This is a genomic window from Mannheimia sp. (genome assembly GCF_056854775.1).
The window spans coordinates 1-17,787 of the sequence record NZ_JBXGGI010000053.1; the positions used below are offsets into that span (position 1 = coordinate 1).

17 protein-coding genes are annotated in these 17,787 nt (G+C 39.5%); 6 read left to right on the forward strand and 11 right to left on the reverse strand.

Annotation, left to right across the window (positions count from 1 at the left end):
• Positions 1 to 1,947 (reverse strand): carboxy terminal-processing peptidase (gene prc, locus ACJHV0_RS04170; RefSeq protein ID WP_483133457.1); only part of this gene is annotated, 1,947 nt, incomplete at its 3' end.
• 74 nt (positions 1,948 to 2,021) lie between these two features.
• A complete protein-coding gene (proQ, locus tag ACJHV0_RS04175) occupies positions 2,022 to 2,561 on the reverse strand; it encodes an RNA chaperone ProQ (RefSeq protein ID WP_025236592.1) in 540 nt (179 codons plus the stop codon).
• A 325-nt stretch (positions 2,562 to 2,886) separates the two neighbouring features.
• Here proQ and ACJHV0_RS04180 point away from each other — a divergent pair, with 325 nt between their 5' ends.
• On the forward strand, positions 2,887 to 3,099 hold the full coding sequence (locus tag ACJHV0_RS04180; RefSeq protein ID WP_025236593.1) for a cold-shock protein: 213 nt from the start codon (positions 2,887 to 2,889) through the stop codon (positions 3,097 to 3,099).
• Between the two features lie 53 nt (positions 3,100 to 3,152).
• On the opposite strand, the gene ACJHV0_RS04185 is transcribed toward ACJHV0_RS04180, so the two are convergent.
• Together ACJHV0_RS04185 and proC are read right to left on the reverse strand one after the other, a co-directional pair.
• Positions 3,153 to 4,310 carry a 3-phenylpropionate MFS transporter gene (locus ACJHV0_RS04185; protein ID WP_334256760.1) on the reverse strand — a complete coding sequence of 386 codons (1,158 nt, stop codon included), beginning with the start codon at positions 4,308 to 4,310 and terminating at the stop codon, positions 3,153 to 3,155.
• Positions 4,307 to 5,125 (reverse strand): pyrroline-5-carboxylate reductase, encoded by an 819-nt coding sequence (gene proC / locus ACJHV0_RS04190; protein ID WP_483133458.1) that lies wholly within the window; start codon positions 5,123 to 5,125, stop codon positions 4,307 to 4,309. Before proC ends, ACJHV0_RS04185 begins: the two co-directional genes overlap by 4 nt.
• 87 nt (positions 5,126 to 5,212) lie before the next feature.
• Between proC and rdgC the strand changes: the two genes are divergently transcribed.
• From rdgC to argE, 4 genes are read left to right on the forward strand one after another with little or no spacing between them, the layout of a single operon-like run.
• Positions 5,213 to 6,121, forward strand: a complete 909-nt coding sequence (rdgC, locus tag ACJHV0_RS04195; RefSeq protein WP_483133459.1) for a recombination-associated protein RdgC — start codon at positions 5,213 to 5,215, stop codon at positions 6,119 to 6,121.
• Positions 6,122 to 6,142: 21 nt separating this feature from the next.
• Complete coding sequence (locus ACJHV0_RS04200; protein WP_483133460.1) at positions 6,143 to 6,748, forward strand: beta-phosphoglucomutase family hydrolase; 606 nt, start codon at positions 6,143 to 6,145, stop codon at positions 6,746 to 6,748.
• A gap of 11 nt (positions 6,749 to 6,759) precedes the next feature.
• A complete protein-coding gene (locus ACJHV0_RS04205) occupies positions 6,760 to 7,557 on the forward strand; it encodes a DUF998 domain-containing protein (protein WP_483133461.1) in 798 nt (265 codons plus the stop codon).
• A 23-nt stretch (positions 7,558 to 7,580) separates the two neighbouring features.
• Positions 7,581 to 8,726, forward strand: a complete 1,146-nt coding sequence (argE, locus tag ACJHV0_RS04210; RefSeq protein ID WP_483133462.1) for an acetylornithine deacetylase — start codon at positions 7,581 to 7,583, stop codon at positions 8,724 to 8,726.
• 77 nt (positions 8,727 to 8,803) lie between these two features.
• On the opposite strand, the gene ACJHV0_RS04215 is transcribed toward argE, so the two are convergent.
• From ACJHV0_RS04215 to ACJHV0_RS04235, 5 genes are all read right to left on the reverse strand, one after another.
• A complete protein-coding gene (locus ACJHV0_RS04215; RefSeq protein ID WP_483133463.1) occupies positions 8,804 to 11,050 on the reverse strand; it encodes an autotransporter outer membrane beta-barrel domain-containing protein in 2,247 nt (748 codons plus the stop codon).
• Positions 11,051 to 11,145: 95 nt separating this feature from the next.
• Entirely contained in the window at positions 11,146 to 11,736 is a 591-nt protein-coding gene (dolP, locus tag ACJHV0_RS04220) for a division/outer membrane stress-associated lipid-binding lipoprotein (RefSeq protein WP_334228812.1), read from the reverse strand.
• A 9-nt stretch (positions 11,737 to 11,745) separates the two neighbouring features.
• Positions 11,746 to 12,330: a D-sedoheptulose-7-phosphate isomerase gene (locus tag ACJHV0_RS04225; protein ID WP_483133464.1), complete on the reverse strand. Its 585-nt coding sequence runs from the start codon at positions 12,328 to 12,330 to the stop codon at positions 11,746 to 11,748.
• A 6-nt stretch (positions 12,331 to 12,336) separates the two neighbouring features.
• Complete coding sequence (locus tag ACJHV0_RS04230) at positions 12,337 to 12,708, reverse strand: YraN family protein (protein ID WP_176671692.1); 372 nt, start codon at positions 12,706 to 12,708, stop codon at positions 12,337 to 12,339.
• Positions 12,683 to 14,404, reverse strand: a complete 1,722-nt coding sequence (locus tag ACJHV0_RS04235) for a penicillin-binding protein activator (protein ID WP_483133465.1) — start codon at positions 14,402 to 14,404, stop codon at positions 12,683 to 12,685. The genes ACJHV0_RS04230 and ACJHV0_RS04235 overlap by 26 nt, the downstream gene beginning before the upstream one ends.
• Before the next feature lie 74 nt (positions 14,405 to 14,478).
• Here ACJHV0_RS04235 and rsmI point away from each other — a divergent pair, with 74 nt between their 5' ends.
• Positions 14,479 to 15,351, forward strand: a complete 873-nt coding sequence (gene rsmI, locus ACJHV0_RS04240) for a 16S rRNA (cytidine(1402)-2'-O)-methyltransferase (protein ID WP_483133466.1) — start codon at positions 14,479 to 14,481, stop codon at positions 15,349 to 15,351.
• 63 nt (positions 15,352 to 15,414) lie between these two features.
• On the opposite strand, the gene ACJHV0_RS04245 is transcribed toward rsmI, so the two are convergent.
• Together ACJHV0_RS04245 and ACJHV0_RS04250 are read right to left on the reverse strand one after the other, a co-directional pair.
• Positions 15,415 to 16,824, reverse strand: a complete 1,410-nt coding sequence (locus ACJHV0_RS04245) for a cytochrome-c peroxidase (RefSeq protein WP_483133467.1) — start codon at positions 16,822 to 16,824, stop codon at positions 15,415 to 15,417.
• Positions 16,825 to 16,994: 170 nt separating this feature from the next.
• Positions 16,995 to 17,787: MFS transporter (locus tag ACJHV0_RS04250; protein ID WP_483133468.1), on the reverse strand; the 793-nt coding region annotated here is incomplete at its 5' end.

Consider the following 17,787-nt stretch of genomic DNA (forward strand, 5'->3'; position numbering starts at 1 on the left):
GTCCATTGAATTGGTGATACTATCTAACCATCTCATTTTCAATGCTTTTTTACCTTCTCTTGCGAAACGGGCATTAATATCTTTCAAGCGTTTTACATCATCGGTTTTCTCTTCTTTCAAACGCTCTTCTAAATTTAACGATAAGAATTTACGCTCATCACGCTCTTTACGAATAGCGATATTTTCATTTAATACGATGAACTCCGGATGTTTCGCAATACGCTCTTCGTGTTTCGTTTTTAACTCTGAAACTGCATTGCGTGCATTACCCGCTTCTTGATACGTCGCTGCAGGCACTTTATCCCAAGGCAGAGCGTTGTCTTCAAAACTTTCGCCAGTTTTTTCCGCATTAATGATTTCAGGGAATTTAATATCCGCATCAACTCCTTTCAGCTGAGTACTACCACCATTAATACGATAGAATTTTTGAATTGTATATTGAATAAAACCTAATGGCTCTTTATCTAAATCATACACAAAATTCAACGAACGGCTTTGCTGCACTGTACCTTTACCAAAGGTTTGCTGACCAACAATAATCGCACGGTTATAGTCCTGCATTGCAGCTGCAAAAATCTCGGAAGCCGATGCACTATGGCGATTAATCATTACCATAATTTTACCGTCATAAACGATTTTTGATTCAGGATCTTCGTGTACTTTGATACGGTTAAAGGCATCTTGCACTTGAACTACCGGTCCACCTTTAATAAATAAACCCGTTAATTCAATCACTTCCGTTAATGAACCACCACCGTTCTCACGCAGATCGATGATTAAGCCTTCCACATTTTGCTTACTCATATCCGCTAATAATTTACGCACATCTTCAGTTAAGCCAATGTAGAAGGTTGGAATTTTAATTACCCCAACACTTTTTCCATCTACTTTCTCAAGAGTTAATTTAGCTGCACTATCTTCAATACGCACTTTATCACGCACAAGTGTGATGATCTTGGTTTTCCCGCCTTTTTCCGGCTCAATCTCTAGGCGAACTTTTGTGCCTTTTTTACCTTTAATCTTATCGACTACATCATCTAAACGCCAACCGATAACATCTTCAATTTCGCCTTTCTCACCTTGACCAACGCCGATAATTTTATCGCCAACCACAAGTTTCTTACTTTTAGCGGCTGGTGCACCCGGCACTAAAGACTTAATACTGGTTACATCATCTTCTTGAGTAAGTGTTGCCCCAATCCCTTCTAATGAAAGATTCATACTTTCTTGGAAGGCTTTTGCCGCACGAGGCGATAAATAACTGGTATGAGGGTCAATCTCACGAGAAAATGAATTCAAGTAAGTTTGTAAAATATCATCTGCTTTCACTTGAGTTAAACGTTTAATTGCAAAATTATAACGTTTGACTAAAGTTTTCTTAATGTCAGCCCATTTTTTATCTTTCAAATATAAATTGATAATATCGTTTTTGACACGCTGTTCCCAAAGTGTATTCGCTTCTTCCACACTTGTTGGGAATGCCGCTTTTTCACGGTCTATCTCAATTTTATCGCTACCTTTTAAATCCGGCTCTTTATCCAATAAAGACAATGCGTAGCTATAACGTTCATAACGGCGTTTAGACATCAGCTCATACATTGCAAATGCTGCATCTAATTTACCGGCGTATAGATCATCATCTAATAACATAGCATATTTGCTACGCATTTCATCAATATCCGATTGCAAGAAAGTATTATGCGATGGATCAAGCCAATCAACATAACGGTTAAAAATTTTCAATGCAAACTCATCATTTAGTTGGAATTTATGATAATGAGATTGAGTGAGACGAGCTGTAACACGTTTGGTTGATAAGCTGTGCTGTTCACTTGGTTTTGGAATAACAATGTTATTCTCTTTAATATCAGGTTGAACCGCAAAGACATTGCTAACCAATAAACCTAAAGTTAGTGCAACTATTTTGTTTAATTTTGTTAATTTCATTTTCTTTTCCAATCTACAAGCGGTCATAAAACGATAAAAATTTGCAAAGGGCGTTTATACGCCCACTATACATATTATTTACGACCAAATTTACTTGCTAAAGCCGCTAATTTTTCCTCTGATGCTTTAGGTAAATTATCTGCTACTTTTTTTGCTTTAGAAGCCACACGTTTTTTAGCATTTTCTTCACGTGCTTTTTGCTTAAAGAATTCTTTACGTTGCTCTTTACGTTCTTGTGCTTTACGCTCTGCAACAACTGCTTTGGCTGCTGCTAAGGTTTCTGCTGCGTGAGTTGCTTCTTCTTCTGTTACAAAGCCAACTTCTTCGCCTTGTAAACCGACACGAGCAGCATTCGGTTGGCTTGCAGCTAAATAACGCCAAGAGTTTGTATAGTTACGCAACACTTGACGTAATAAGGTTTTACTTACTTTTTCATCATCTTTTAACGCTTCTGCTAATTCTTGGAAAAGCCCCACTTTTAGCGGTTTAACTTCCCCTTCAACAGTGAAACAAAGCGGGAATTTTTCCGCTAAATACCCAATCACTTCCTTTGTGCTTGGGTTCGTTTTATTGTTAGTCTGTTCTGTTGTTTGCTCTACTTGTTGTTCCGACATAATAAGTTCCGTTAATAAAAAATTCGAGAATTTGCTAAGTTAAAATCTAACTTAATACTATATTTGATTTATAAAGCTTCGTCCATATAAATCGCATATTCGTTTTACAAAAAACAGACTATTTTTTTAGATAAATGTTCACAAAAGCGTAAAAATCATTTGCTTAAAAAATGAATAAATGCTCTAATGGTAAAAGCTGTTCGTGTGTTAATTAGTAGTTGAATCTTTTTAGTTATTTTCCTAAAAGGTAAGTGATTGATAGATGCGTCTGTAATATCCCGTCTAGCTATCTTTTATCACTTTTTATATTTATAAGGAAAATCCTATGTCAGCAGTTACTGGTACAGTAAAATGGTTCAATTCAACTAAAGGTTTTGGTTTCATCACTCCAGACCAAGGCGGAAAAGATGTATTCGTTCACTTCTCTGCAATCGAAGCAAACGGTGGCTACCGTACTTTAGAAGATGGTGCAAAAGTACAATTTGAGATCCAAGATTCAGATCGTGGTGCATCAGCAGTAAACGTGAAAAAAATCTAATTTTTAACGATTTTTAAAAATAAATGCCGACATAATGTCGGCATTTTTTATGCTTATTTCAAAATCTGTACCTCAAATTTTTTCGGTACAATAAACATCACCGGTACAACAAAAGCCGCCATTAACCAGAAGGTTAAACTTGGCGAATATTGATAGATCATTCCCGCTACAAAGGTAAATATCGCCATAAACGCACAGCTTGCCAAACCGAAATATAAGCCTTGTAACTTCGTAATATTTTCTGCCGATTGCATTGAAATATAACGAATCATTGCAATATGAGAAGCCCCAAAGGTAACTGAGTGTAACATTTGTGCAAAAATCATTAATGCAATCTCTGTTGTACTCCCCATAATCCCCCAGCGGATAAAAGCAAATACCGCAGATAAAATCATCAAATGACTAATTTTCCACGACTTAAATAACTGTTTAGAGACTAAAAAGAACAAAATCTCCGATACCACCGCTAATCCCCAAAATAAACTGGTGATTTCCGTTGAAATGCCTGCATTTGACCAATGAATGGTGCTATAGGTGTAATAAGTCGCGTGGGAAGCTGAAATTAACGATACCGCAATTAACATTCGTAAGGTGGTAGGTTCTTTTAATAAGGCTAAGTAAGTTACATTAGAGCCATTAGTTACCACATTCTTATCTTCAAAACCAACTGTTGGTCTAGCGAATTGCCCAATGCCAAACAAGACTAGAAAGCCAATAATAACCCAAACTACAATATCTTCGCCTAGCTGCCCGATAAAATAGCCACCGCAAAGCGAACCAACCACAAATGCGATTGAGCCAAAAAGTCTGGCTTTACCGTAATCCAAACCGACTTGTCGTTGCCAAATGGAAGCTATACTATCTGCAATCGGCATCGCCCCTGAATTAAACATTTGAAACAGCATTAAGACAGGAAAGACCAACCAAATAGAATCGCCTGAAAATGCCAACACAACGGCAACTGCAATATTTAGCCACGTTAAGGTTCTTGCGGTTGGAATAAGCTGGTTTACCGCTTTTACTCGCTGCGAAGCCAACATACTGCCGCCAAAGCGAAACAGGTAGCCTACGGCAGCCAGTAAGCCGATAATTTCAGTGGAATAGCCGTGATGCTTTAGCCAAACAGGTAAAAATGGCAGTATTACGCCGTAGGCACAAAAGAAACCGAAATAGTTAAATGCCGCCCATTTAAACGGCGAAACCGCTATCATAATGACTTCTCCATTTCCTCAGCACGGTAAATTGCCGCCCACATTGCTTTATCTACCGTATCGGCAAGATTGGCTTGCTCGAATACCTCAAGGGCTTTAGCTGTTGTACCACCTTTGGATGTTACATTTTCTCGCAGGGTTGAAAGGGGAACTGTTGGATTTGCCTCTACTAATTTTGCCGCTCCAAGTGCAACAGATTGCACAAGCAATCTTGCATCTTGCTCGCTAAAACCCATTTGCATTGCACTTTGTTGCATTACTTCCATAAAACGGAAAAAATAAGCAGGACTTGAACCGGTAATGGCAATAATATGGTTGATTTTGTCCTCAGTTTCCACCCAATAACATTTCCCTACCGCACTCATTAAGTTCTCAGCAAATTCACAAGCGGTCGAATTTACCGATTTTTTTGCAAATAGCCCCGTCATTCCTTCACCAATCAATGAAGGCGTATTCGGCATTGTGCGGATAATATTTTTCGCTGTTGGAAGCAACTCTTCCAAACGTTTCACCGAAATCCCTGCGGCAACAGAAATGACCCATTTATTTGAAAAATCGATATCCGAAAATTCTGCACAAACCTCCGCCATTACCTGAGGTTTAACCGCTAACACCACCACTTCCGCTTGTTCTACCGCTTCACGATTTGCAAAATGTGTGGAAATTCCGACCGCTTGTAATGCCTCTCTCCGAGCAATATTGCTTTTATTACACGCAATGATTTGAGAAGCGTGATAACCGCTTCTCAATAAACCTTGAATAATGGCGAATGCCATATTGCCTGTGCCGATAAAGGCAAGTTTTTTACTGTTCATTTGCAAATTCTCTACTGTGTTGGGGTTGGCTCTGTTAAAATAGCTTATTCTACACCTTAAAAGATTTCTCTAAAAGGACAGTCAAAAATGGTTTTCTTCAAAAATGTGATGATTTATAAATTAACCGGCGAGCTTTCGCTTGATAGCAAAAGCCTTGATGATTTGCAGCAAGAAACAAAATTCACACCTTGCACTCAATTTGATATGAGCAAATTCGGCTGGTCTAGTCCACTAAAAGGGTCTGATTTACTTCATTTTTCACAAGGTAATCAATTTTTGCTGGTTTCACACAAAGAGGATAAATTACTGCCCGCCAATGTAGTCAAAGCCGAAACCGAGCAACGCATTGCAGAATTGGAAGAAAAAGAGGCTCGTAAACTCAAAAAAACCGAAAAGCAGGCAGTGAAAGATCAGGTGGTGTCTAATCTTTTACCTCGAGCCTTTAGCAAGCATCAATTTACCGCTCTTTGGTTAGATTTAGATAATCAATTAGTTTATGTTGATGCTGCTTCCAGCAAGAGAGCAGAAGATACCCTTGCATTACTGCGTAAAACACTCGGCTCATTACCTGTTGTGCCGATTTCATTCACACTACCGCCGGCAGAAGTGATGACAAACTGGATTGCAAAAGGGCATACACCAAGTTGGCTAACTTTATTAGAAGAAGCCGAGCTGAAATCCTTTGATACCGACAGCGTTATCCGCTGCAAACGCCAAGATTTGGAAACAGAAGAAATCGCCCAGCATTTACAAGCGGGCAAATTTATCACAAAACTTGCAATTGAGTGGGAAGCCCATTTCTCTTGTGTTCTCAATGAAGATGCCACGCTTTCTCGCCTTAAATTTGCTGATGAAGTGCGTGAGAAAAACGATGATATTCTAAAAGAAGATGTCGCCCAACGTTTTGATGCCGATTTCTTGCTGATGACGGAAGAATTAAAAACCTTTACCGCTAAAATGATTGAAGAATTTGGTGGGCTTAAAGCCAGACTTTAGAACCAAAATTTAGGAAAAGCAATGTTAGATCAAACTATTATTGACCAATACGATGCCCTTATTTTTGATATGGACGGCACATTAATTGACACTATGCCAAGCCACGCCAAAGCGTGGGAAAAAGTAGGCGAGCTGTTGGGCTATCCTTTAACTTCAGAGGCAATGTTTGAACTCAGCGGCTCAACTACCTTTGTGATTGCCCGTGAAACAATGAAGCGAGCTAATATGCCGGAGCATTATTTTGATGAAGTGGTTAAATTAAAACGCCAATTTGGTATGGAATTAATTCCTGAAAATGCAACATTACTGCCCGCTTTCGAGATAGTGAAAACCAATCTCGGTAAAAAACCAATGGCGATCGGCACAGGTTCGCACCGTGCAATGGTGGAATTATTAGACGAAAAATTTAACCTACGTCAATATGTTTCGGTTATTGTAGATTCTGATGATGTAAGTAACCATAAGCCAGATCCTGAAACATTTTTAAAATGTGCTGAAAAACTGAGGGTGCCTGCTCATCGTTGTTTGATATTTGAAGATGCCGATTTAGGCGTGCAAGCCGCTCTTAGCGGTGGAATGGACGTGTTCGATGTGCGAACCCATACATTAACCCACGCAACTCGTTAATAAAGGTCGTTATGAAAACAGAGTGGATTAAAAATCTCGTACAAAAATTAATCGCAATTTCAAAAGCGGTGGAAAACTATTTTACAAGCGGTTCATTTGGGGTGAAATTTTACCCTTTTCTGATGCACCCTTGCTTCCGTAAAAGCTGTGCATTTTTAGTGTTTATTACCGCTATTATCTCTAGCTTTAGCGGGCTATTTTATTTAGTGGCAGAACATTTCACAATTTTATTCAGTGAAAGATCGCTTACTACCTATTTCCACCACAGCACCTTAGAATTGCTTGTGCCTGTTGGCACAATGCTTGATGGAAAAATCACCGAACTCTCGCCCCTCTCCATCGTAATGCGTACGATGTTTGTGATACAAGCGATCGTTTTTTTCTTTATTTATGCAATCGGCATTACCCACATTACCCACAATAAACTGCGTGTTATCGGCTTAGTTTTAGCACTCGGTTTTGCAATTGGTTGCTCGTTAATTTCGGGTATTCAACCCACCTCACGCAGCGAATTTGGTATTTACAATCTAGGGGCAAGCATCACTTTTTTAATTGGTAACTTAACTTTGATTATTGCAGGGCTAGATATTTACCACCCAACAATGCGTTTTTTCAAACGTTTTAGCATTACGACAGGCATTATCGGGGCAGTTTGTATTTTAATTACAATGTTCTTACCGACTATTTTCAGCCCGTTAATTGAACGAGCAGGCATTTACACTATTATGATGTGGGAAATTTTAGCCGGTTTTGCCATTATTAAACGGTTAAGAAAAATTCCGTCATTAACTCGCCCTATAGAAACATAAAATAAGATACAACAGGATAAACTATGAAACACAACATTCCGTTTATTAACCGCTACGCACAACTTATTGAGCTACCCACGATTTCAAGCCTAGTGGCAGAAAATGATTTATCAAACCGTGCATTGATTGAATTACTCGCCACTTGGCTTGCCGATTTTGGCTTCAAAACCGACATTTTAGCCGTTGAAGGCAGCCGTAATAAATACAACTTACTTGCAACCTATGGCGAGGGCGAAGGTGGATTATTACTGGCAGGGCATACCGATACCGTACCGTTTGATGATGGAAAATGGACGTTTAACCCCTTCAAACTGACCGAAAAAGAGGGGAAATTATACGGCTTAGGCACAGCGGATATGAAAGGCTTTTTTGCATTTGTAGTGGACGTGGTCAGCCAAATCGACTTATCGCAAATCAAAAAGCCGATCCGCATTTTAGCCACAGCCGATGAAGAAACCACGATGCTTGGGGCAAAAACCTTCGCACAACACACCCACATTTGCCCGGATTGTGCGATTATCGGTGAGCCAACTTCGCTCAAGCCAATTCGAGCTCATAAAGGGCATATGGGAGAATCGGTCAGAATTACAGGTAAAAGCGGGCATTCGAGCGATCCAAGTAAAGGGATTAATGCAATTGAATTGATGTACGAATCTATCGGCTACTTGATGAAAATGCGTGATGACCTGAAAGAGAAATATCATAATCCGCTTTTCCAAGTTACTCACCCGACAATGAACTTCGGCAATATTCGTGGTGGCGATGCGATTAACCGCATTTGTGCTTGCTGTGAATTACAGTTTGATATGCGACCATTACCAAATATGCCGTTAGCCGATTTATACGCAATGGTTGATGAATACTTAAAACCAATGCTTGAACAATATGGCGATTTAATTGAAATCCGCCCGATACACGACGGCATTCCGGGCTATGAATGCGAACACTCCGCCCAAATCGTACAAGTGGTAGAAAAATTATTAGGTGAAAAATGTGATGCGGTAAACTACTGCACCGAAGCCCCATTTATTCAGCAACTCTGCCCTACACTCGTGCTAGGACCTGGCTCAATTGAACAAGCCCACCAGCCTGATGAGTTTTTAGAGCTGAAATATATTGAGCCGACAAAAGAGCTATTAACGAAGTTGATTTATCATTTCTGTCGATAAGATGAAAATAGGGGCAAATTGCAATTTGCCCCTACGTTTTTACAAGCGGTAGAATTTACCTGATTTTTTGCAGATCATTACCACTGATAACGATAATTCGCTAACACACTAAGTGGCTGCTTAAATTTACTACCAGAGATAACTGAAGCCTCTAAGCCTAAACGGTGGTTATTATTTCCTACCGTTAAGCCTAATGCGGTTTGTACTCTGCCTTTATTTTCTGCAACGTCAAACTGATATTGATTCACGCGTACTTTTGCATTATTCGCTTTTTCAGCAATCGCATTCACTTCCGCATAAGGTTGTACATTCCAACCATTATTCAATACAAAGCCTTTTGCGACACGCACGCCTGCACGAGCGGTAAAGAGATTTAAACGGCTTTCATCAGCTTTTCCATTAACGGTATGATAAGCAAGTTGAGCTTGTGGTGTAATGCTCCAATCATTACTTAATGCAAAACGTTTGCCGATTTCGCTGGAAAGACTAAACGCATTGTATTTACGTTTTTCATCAACAAATTTTGCGGTTAAACGTTCATATTTGGCGATGTTATCCAGATACCAGCCTTGTTCATTTGCAAAAGTTGCGTATAAACCGACCGCTTGTGAACGCAATTTCCCTTTGCTGTATTCACCATTAAAATCCACATCAGCACGGCTTGTACCTACAAATCCACCTAAACGCAGATTATCATTAACGGTACGATCTGCCCCAATTTGTAAGCTGTGAGAATCCATCTCAAACCCTGAAGAACGGCTATCTACTGCCACATTTTGGGCTTTAGCTTCACTTCGGCTATTGCTATTTTTTACCCACACATTGCTGAATTTATCAGTTTTTAACTCGCCTAAACGTTGATGAATGCCTTGTAAGTTTTGGTTCAGCAATATACCTTGAGCCTGGCGGAGAGAAACAAGAGCGTTTGTTTTCTCACTTAAGGCTTTCAACACAGGAGCAACAACAGGTTGGCTAGGTTGCATTGGTTGAGGTTGCATTGGTTGAGGTTGTGTCGGTTGAACAACAACCGGCTGAGTTGGAGCTACAGGTTTTGGCTGAACCACTGGCTGACTTGGTTCAGTAGGTGCTAGTGTTACAGGTTTAGCCGGAGGCGTAGGCTGAATAGGGTTATTTTTAACAGATTCAGCTTGGCGGTTTGCCAATACCCAATTTGTTCCCTCTTTATTTAAGCGGTAACGATACGCCCCTGCATCAACATAATCACGATCTTTCAAACTAAATTGAGCTTGCCCTGTTTGGGTTTCAACAAGTGTTACTTTACCATTTGCAGCCTGCGGCTCATTTCCGCTGTCTTTAATGCCTAATGTGAAATTACCGCTATCTTCGCCTTTTACTACAATTTTATCAGATTGCTGGTTAGCAAGATCGGTGTTGAGATCAAAATGACCGTTGCCTGATAAATTTTCATAAATAGTCAAACTATGAAAACCTTGACTGCCATCTAAATTAACTTGGCTGTTATCTAATTTAAGATTAGATATACTATTATGTTGTATATGTCCATCATCTTTAGCAATTGGAGCAAACCAAGATGTATTATTTAATTCAATATTATTTTTTGAAATACCTGAACCATCTAAAATAGTAACTAAAGAACCAGACAATTTAGAATTATTAGCTGAGATATTAACATTTTCATCTCCAACTATTCCATCTTCTTCATACGCCTCACTTGAAATACCCACCGCCACAATAACAGGTGCTTTTAAGACTGAATTCTCCAATGTAATATCTAAGTTTGAATATTCTTTTACTTGGCTACTCGTTGACCACCAAGATCCAAAAATAGCATCTTCAGAAGATAGAGTTGAATCTTTAGCAACAACAGTAACTTGTGAATCCTTATTCTCTGTTGCAGTTAGAGAAATAGCACTTGTATCACCTGTAGAAACTACCATCGATTTCTCTAAAGTTATCTTAGAAACCCCTGTTTTACCTTCTGAAATTCGTATTGTTTCTGATGAAATATCTCCATCAACTATATTATTTCTAGTAATTTTGCTATTTTTAATATACAGCTCAGAATCTGAAATAGCTATAACATCACCAGAAAAATCACCTGAAAGAGCGAGATCTGAATCTTCAAGTCTAAACTTAGAATCTCTGATATCTAATAAGGATTGCTGCCCTAAAGAGAAATTAGACGTTAATGTTGTATTAACAGTACAAGATTTCAAATAACTATTTTGCTCTTTTTCTATTGATGCAGGCAGATTACTACACTCAGCAGCATATCCTTGTGAAACAACGCCTAATAAAGCCACAGAAATAGCAGATAATTTAAAAATATGATGTTTTTTCATAATTTCCCTCTAAGATTTTAAATACAAGCGGTCAAATTTCCCTAAAAATTTGCAAATCAACGAAATAAGGCGAACACTGAGGTTCGCCTTATCAATTAGTGTGCATAGCTAAATACTTTCACAACTTTTGTTACACCACCCACATTGCGAGCAGCTTCGGCAGCAGCATCAGCTTGAGCTTGGCTTACTTTACCCATTAAGAAAACTTCGCTGTTTTCGGTAACCACTTTTACTTCTGTCGCTTTTACTTCGCCATTCACTAATAGTTTAGATTTAACTTGAGTGGTAATCCAGCTATCTTGTGTAATCTGTCCAAAGCCGATTTTTTCGCCTTGTCGGATTTCGTTATAAATTTCCGTTACCCCTTCTGCTCCTGCGGCGAGGTTTTTAGCATTTTCCACTACGTCCATACTCGGTGCTTGACCAATTAATAACACCTTACCGTTGTAAGCCACTACATTAATGCGGGCTTCTTGTTTAATTTGTTCGTCTTTATTGATGTTGTAAGCCACTTTTTCTTCTAAAATTTCATCATCAACCTGTGTGCCTGTTGAGCGTGGGTCAGTAGCCACTTTGGTTGCCACTGCTGCTGAAGTTACTACTGCGGTGGTAATACAGCCTTGTAAAGACAGGAAGCCAAAAGTGAGTAAACCTGCTTTAAGCAGTTTTTTTGCTAAGTACGTCATAATCTCTCCTTACGAGAAAAGTAAATGGTCGATAAGTTCACAGAGTAAATTAGTATAAAAATGATGGCTTTCAATCACTCTCAACTCATTGGTTGAGGGAGCTGAAATTTCAATATCACTTTCATCTAATAATCCGAGTGTGTGGTCATTATTACTTCCTGTTAAAGCAATAATATCTAAATCTAAATGCTGACTTTTAGCCGTATGAATGGCTTGCAATATACACTCTTCATTTCCCACAGGCGAAAAAACAATGAAGAGATCCCCCTCTTTTGCAACCGCTTGTAATTGTTTTTTATAAATTGAATCCAGCTCATTATCTTGTGCAAAAACACTGGCTAATATGCCGTTAATTTGTAATTGCACCGCAGAAAAGCTCGGTCTTGCCAGCTCATAGCGATGAATTAAGTGGCTAACCAGCAGAGCCGCATTGCCGTAAGAACGCCCGTGCCCGCACACAATCACTTTATCGCCACGCAATAAACACGCCACAATGCGGTTTGCTGCTTCACTCAATTTAGTCGGTAATAATTCTGCTGCAGAAATTTGGGTTTGTATACTTTCGGTAAATCTATCTTGGATTTTATTTAACATCTTAATCTAACCTAAAAAGTTAGGAATCCATAATGGGGATTGGCTTCCATCAAAAGCAACCACATCAAAGCGGCAGTTTGCAGTTTCTAAACTTTGATGTTGTTTGAGTAGCCACATATTCGCCGCATTTTGCCATTTTTGTTGTTTTCGGTAATCAATGCTTTCAACTGCCGAACCATAACGATCACTTTTACGCTGACGAACTTCGACAAAAACAATCGTTTGTCCGTCTTGCATAATCAAATCCAGCTCTCCGCCTTTAAAATGTTGGTTAGCGGCAACAAAACGAAGCCCTTGCTGTTCTAAAAACACTCGGGCTTTTTGTTCATAAAAAGAGCCTTGTTCTCGTTTATTAATAAGCCTGTTGAATAGCCCCATTTTGATATTGCAACCAAGATAAACTACGTTCAATATTACAATTTTGTCCGGCTTTCAATTCTCCGGTTAATCCTGAAATTTTATAGCCCGGAATATGACGGAACTCGTTAAACTTCGTAGCAAGCGACCACGCATCAGCCCCCATTGCATATAAACGCATCATTGAGAAATCACTATTGGCTAAATTCTCTGCTTTTTGGTATTCGCTTGATGTAGTATCTGCCAATAATGGCACTTCACTAAATTTTACACCTTCCATTGCCGTATAGAAATCAATGCCATTATTTGGCGAGTTACTGCGTGATGAAGTATAAATTACCAAGCGATCTTTTAAGTTAGAACTATCAATACCTTGTTTAATTTCTACCACTTGTTCTGCACCGCCTAATACATACAAACCAGCTTTAGTTATGCCTGCATTTTGAATAGAAGCAACAGAATCAAGCGGTTGATTATAATAACGTACATCAGCATCAGTGCCACTTAACTGACGCCAACGTTTTGCAAAGGCTTCCGCTGAGCGGTTGCCGAAATCATCTTGTGGAGCTGCAACAATAGCCACTCGATGACCATCACGGTACATTTTCTCCGCCCCTGCTTGAGCTTCAGACTCCGGCGATAAGCCGTAGTAACAGACTTGAGCAATATTGCGTGCATTTTCCGTTGCGTTTAGAGCTAACACGTTAATATTTTGAATTTCCGGGCTCAATAGCATTTCATCTACCCGAGATTTCAGCAACGGTCCAACAATAATATTTGCCCCTTGTTGTTTTGCTTGGGCAATTAATGAATTTACATCAGATGAGCTTGTATCAAACGTCTGAACTGCTGTTGGATCATCTGCTTTCGCATCATTAAAACCACGCTGAATAATATCGCCTAAAATTTGAGCATCGCCACTAAGCGGTAATAACAATGCAACACTATTTAACTGCGTTTGTTGGAAATTATTCACACCTTGTAATTCAGTTGGCATAACCGTAACCGCACTGTGGTTTGGATATTGGTTTTTCCAATTATTAATTGCCTGTGGCATTTGAGCAGGTGTAGTTACATTTTGGTTATAAATATTAATTAATGCTAACCAGCCTGCAAGCTCCATTTCACCGGCTTCAGGCACTGTTCTTTCCAGCATTCCACGATTAGCATCACGCAAAGTTTGCCAAATAATGTCGTTATTTTCTTGGCGTTCGCGGTTCATTTTGTAGTAAGCATTTAACTGCGATCTCGCACGTACAATACCAATTGCATCATTCTGATTTGCCGCAATACGGGCTTGTGTTTGAATATAGCGTAAACGCTGTGCAGGGCTTAATAAAGGCGGTTGAACCGCTTTTAACTGGCTAATCGCCATTTCATTTTTACCTTGTAAAGCCGCAAGTTGTGCAGAAACTAATGCATATTCTAATTTCTGCACGTCATTCATTTCAGCCACTTGAATTTCACTAAAGGTATTTTGTGCTTCATATTCTTTATTTTCATCAATTAATTTACGTACGGCGAGAAGCTGGTATGAAATTTTATCTTCTTTGGCTTTAGTTTGATCGGCTTTATTGATATAGAACTCTGAGCTTGAATAAGCCTCATCTTTGATAGATTCGGTGATTGGGTTTACCGATGTACAGGCAGAAATGAATAATGCAATTGCAGTTGGCACGAATGCCTTTTTCATTGTTTGGTTTAAAATAGTTGCCATTGTATTTTCCTCGATAGAATATAATGTGCTAAATTTAATGATGAAATCTTACTTATCAAATGAGCTAAAAGCAAATGAAAAACAGACAAAATTCATCTGAAATCAATCCGGACTACGGAATTTTATATATTGTTGCCACGCCTATCGGCAATTTAGGTGATATTACCCAACGTGCATTAGATACGCTTGGCTGCGTTGATTTAATTGCCGCTGAAGACACTCGCCACAGTGGCTTACTGCTTAGTCATTACGGCATCAAAAAGCCATTTTTTGCCCTGCACGACCACAATGAACAGCAGAAAGCGGTCGTTTTAGTGGAAAAATTAGCAAAAGGCGAAAATATCGCCTTAATTTCAGATGCCGGCACACCACTAATTAGCGACCCCGGTTTCCACCTCGTTCGCCACTGCCGCCAAGCAGGGGTAAAAGTGGTACCGGTGCCGGGGGCTTGTGCCGCTGTAACCGCACTTTGTGCCTCCGGCATAGCATCAGACCGTTTTTGTTTTGAAGGGTTCTTACCTGCTAAAACAAAGGCTCGTTGCGATAAATTAGCGGAATTAGAAAATGAGCCTCGCACGTTGATTTTTTATGAATCCACCCATCGCATTTTAGACACCTTGGCAGATATGAAGCAGGTCTTTGGCGAAGAGCGTTATGTGGTGATGGCTCGTGAAATTACTAAAACGTGGGAAACCATTCACGGCGAGCAACTCGGCAATTTAATTGAATGGCTAAATGAAGACAGCAACCGCATTAAAGGCGAGATTGTGCTGATTGTTGAAGGAAAACAGCAAAATCTTGAGGAAGAATTTTCCAGCCAAGCAATCAAACTGCTTGAACTCCTCTGCCAAGAATTGCCACTGAAAAAAGCGGCAGCGATTGTGGCAGAAACTTTTGGTTATAAGAAAAATGCGTTGTATCAGTATGGGTTAGAGCATTTTGAATAGGTTACAAGCGGTAATATTTGGTAAAAAATTTACAAAATATTACCGCTTGTCAGTTTGCAATAATTACTTCATTTTTTCATTAGTGAGTAACTTACCTTCGTATTCCCCGGTTAAAGACTCAAGGAATGAGACAATTTCGTTTAACTCTGTATCCGTGAAGTTTTTATTGCTTTGATATTTGCCCATAATACGCACCGCTTCTTTTAAGTCTTTTGCACCGGCATCGTGCATATAAGGTGCGGTCAAAGCAACATTACGCAAAGTTGGTACTTTGAAACGGTGCATATCGTGCGGATCTTTAGTATGAGCATAACGACCTTGATCCGCATCAGTCATTGCCGTGCCACGATCTTTAAAGTAATCGCCATACAAGCCCATATATTCAAAGGATTGCCCGCCCATTAAGCTACCGGTGTGGCAAGTATCACATTTTGCATTTTTGAAATGCTCGTAGCCTCGTTTTTGCTCTACCGTTAAAGCATTTTCATCACCTTTTAAGAACTTATCGAACGCACTATTTGGAGTTAATAAGGTTTTCTCAAATTCACCGATTGCATCAGTGAGATTTGCTTCGGAAATCTGTGGATAAACTTCAAAGAAACGTTTTTTGAACTCTTCATCTTTATCAAATTTCGCTACAATTTCGTCCCAGCTCTTCGATCCCATTTCGACAGGATTGGTTGGTGGACCGCTTGCTTGATCAGCAAGCGTTTTCGTACGCCCGTCCCAGAATTGCCATTTGTTTAATGCGGCATTAAATACGGTTGGAGCATTAATGCCACCTTTTAGTCCGTGAATCCCTTCCGCTACCGGTAAATTATCTACACCAGCTTGTGCTAGTAAGTGGCAAGAGTGGCAACTGATAGAACCATCTGCCGATAAACGACCATCTAAGTAAAGATCTTTACCCAATGCCACTTTTTTAGGGTTGGTTGGTAAGCTGTTTGGAATAGGTTGCACAAGGTTTTTCGCATTTACGCCTTCCACTCCTTCTGGTAAGAAATGTGTTTTACGTTGCTCTTCGATCCAATCTAAAATCACTTTCTGTTCTGCTTCATCAGGGCGAGATCCCCAGTGAATATGGATATATTTCGCCGCAGGCATTTCATCGTTACGAATAACTTGCTCAAGTTTCGCTAAATCTGCCTCAGATAATTTACTTGGATCTTTCATTCCTTCAATCATCTGATCTAAACGGAAAAAGCGATTTCCGGTTTCAATATCACTCGCAATAATTTGATTTGCAATAAGAAATTTCGCGTAGCCCGGCAGTTCAGCATTCGGTGAATGGCAATATTGACAACCATTTTTATACATTACACCTAATACCGATTTATGCGATTGCGGTAATTCTGCTGCAGTTGTCGCCATTAATTTTTCTGAATTCGCTTTATCAAAATACGTTGCGTATCCCACTAACCCAAAATATCCGATAGCAGCTAAAGCAAGCCCTGAAAATAGATATTTCTTCATAATAAACCCCTTAATAATCAATAATAGGTACAGGAGATTTTATTATGAGCCAAAACATCCACTAATATTTTGAGTAGGATCAATAGATTTAATTTACTTAAACTATAGTAACAATAGGTAATAGTCGATAAATGTGCAAAAAAATCTCAAAATTCGACCGCTTGTGTTGTTTATTTTACCGTTTTTCGTCGCAAATTGCGGTAGGCATAAACCAAAAGAGTCAGAATTACTAACAGATAAAACGGTAATAATTGAATGGAAATAGCGTTTGCGATCAAACCAAACAGCGGCGGTAGTAAAAGCACCCCCACGTAAGCACTTGCCATTTGAATACCGATTACCGCCTGAGATTTATCTTCCCCGAAAAATTCAGGTGTGGAATGAATTAAGCACGGGAAAATAGGGGCACAACCTAGCCCGATAATAATTAAGCTGACAAGGGTTACATATTTTCCGAAAGGTAAACAAAGCATTGCAATACCGATCAGAATTAAACCAAAACCCAGTTTAATCATTTGATGATTATTTAATTTTAACGTGAGAAAGCCGCTAATGCCTCGCCCAACCGTAATGCCAATAAAAAAGATACTGCCAAAGGCGGCAGCTTGTTCTAAGCCAACTTCTTTTACCATCACAAAATAGCTACTCGCCCAAAGCCCGGCAGTTTGTTCTACACCACAGTAGCCGATAAAGGCTAAAATGCCGTACTTCACACCCGGAATTTTAATGGCTTCTTTTAGGCTGACCGGTTTTGCGGCTTCATTCATTTCCGCAGCGGTTTTCTTGCGAGATTTCCAAAAAGGTAGAGAACAAAATAAGATAACCGTTAGCCCGATTTGTAATAGAGAAATCGTGTAATAGCCACCTTCCCAGCCTCGACCTTGCAAGAGTGCAATACCTAAAATATGCGGACCAATAGATGCCCCTACGCCCCACATACAATGCAGCCAGCTCATATGTCGG

What these genes read in the sequence shown, in the direction of transcription:
- ACJHV0_RS04235 (WP_483133465.1), bottom strand. Translation starts at nt 14,404, where the DNA reads ATGGCAACTATTTTAAACCAAACAATGAAAAAGGCATTCGTGCCAACT.
- ACJHV0_RS04245 (WP_483133467.1), bottom strand. Translation starts at nt 16,824, where the DNA reads ATGAAGAAATATCTATTTTCAGGGCTTGCTTTAGCTGCTATCGGATAT.
- ACJHV0_RS04230 (WP_176671692.1), bottom strand. Translation starts at nt 12,708, where the DNA reads ATGGGGCTATTCAACAGGCTTATTAATAAACGAGAACAAGGCTCTTTT.
- rdgC (WP_483133459.1), top strand. Translation starts at nt 5,213, where the DNA reads ATGGTTTTCTTCAAAAATGTGATGATTTATAAATTAACCGGCGAGCTT.
- proC (WP_483133458.1), bottom strand. Translation starts at nt 5,125, where the DNA reads ATGAACAGTAAAAAACTTGCCTTTATCGGCACAGGCAATATGGCATTC.
- ACJHV0_RS04215 (WP_483133463.1), bottom strand. Translation starts at nt 11,050, where the DNA reads ATGAAAAAACATCATATTTTTAAATTATCTGCTATTTCTGTGGCTTTA.
- ACJHV0_RS04185 (WP_334256760.1), bottom strand. Translation starts at nt 4,310, where the DNA reads ATGATAGCGGTTTCGCCGTTTAAATGGGCGGCATTTAACTATTTCGGT.
- dolP (WP_334228812.1), bottom strand. Translation starts at nt 11,736, where the DNA reads ATGACGTACTTAGCAAAAAAACTGCTTAAAGCAGGTTTACTCACTTTT.
- ACJHV0_RS04225 (WP_483133464.1), bottom strand. Translation starts at nt 12,330, where the DNA reads ATGTTAAATAAAATCCAAGATAGATTTACCGAAAGTATACAAACCCAA.
- ACJHV0_RS04205 (WP_483133461.1), top strand. Translation starts at nt 6,760, where the DNA reads ATGAAAACAGAGTGGATTAAAAATCTCGTACAAAAATTAATCGCAATT.
- proQ (WP_025236592.1), bottom strand. Translation starts at nt 2,561, where the DNA reads ATGTCGGAACAACAAGTAGAGCAAACAACAGAACAGACTAACAATAAA.
- argE (WP_483133462.1), top strand. Translation starts at nt 7,581, where the DNA reads ATGAAACACAACATTCCGTTTATTAACCGCTACGCACAACTTATTGAG.
- rsmI (WP_483133466.1), top strand. Translation starts at nt 14,479, where the DNA reads ATGAAAAACAGACAAAATTCATCTGAAATCAATCCGGACTACGGAATT.
- ACJHV0_RS04200 (WP_483133460.1), top strand. Translation starts at nt 6,143, where the DNA reads ATGTTAGATCAAACTATTATTGACCAATACGATGCCCTTATTTTTGAT.
- ACJHV0_RS04180 (WP_025236593.1), top strand. Translation starts at nt 2,887, where the DNA reads ATGTCAGCAGTTACTGGTACAGTAAAATGGTTCAATTCAACTAAAGGT.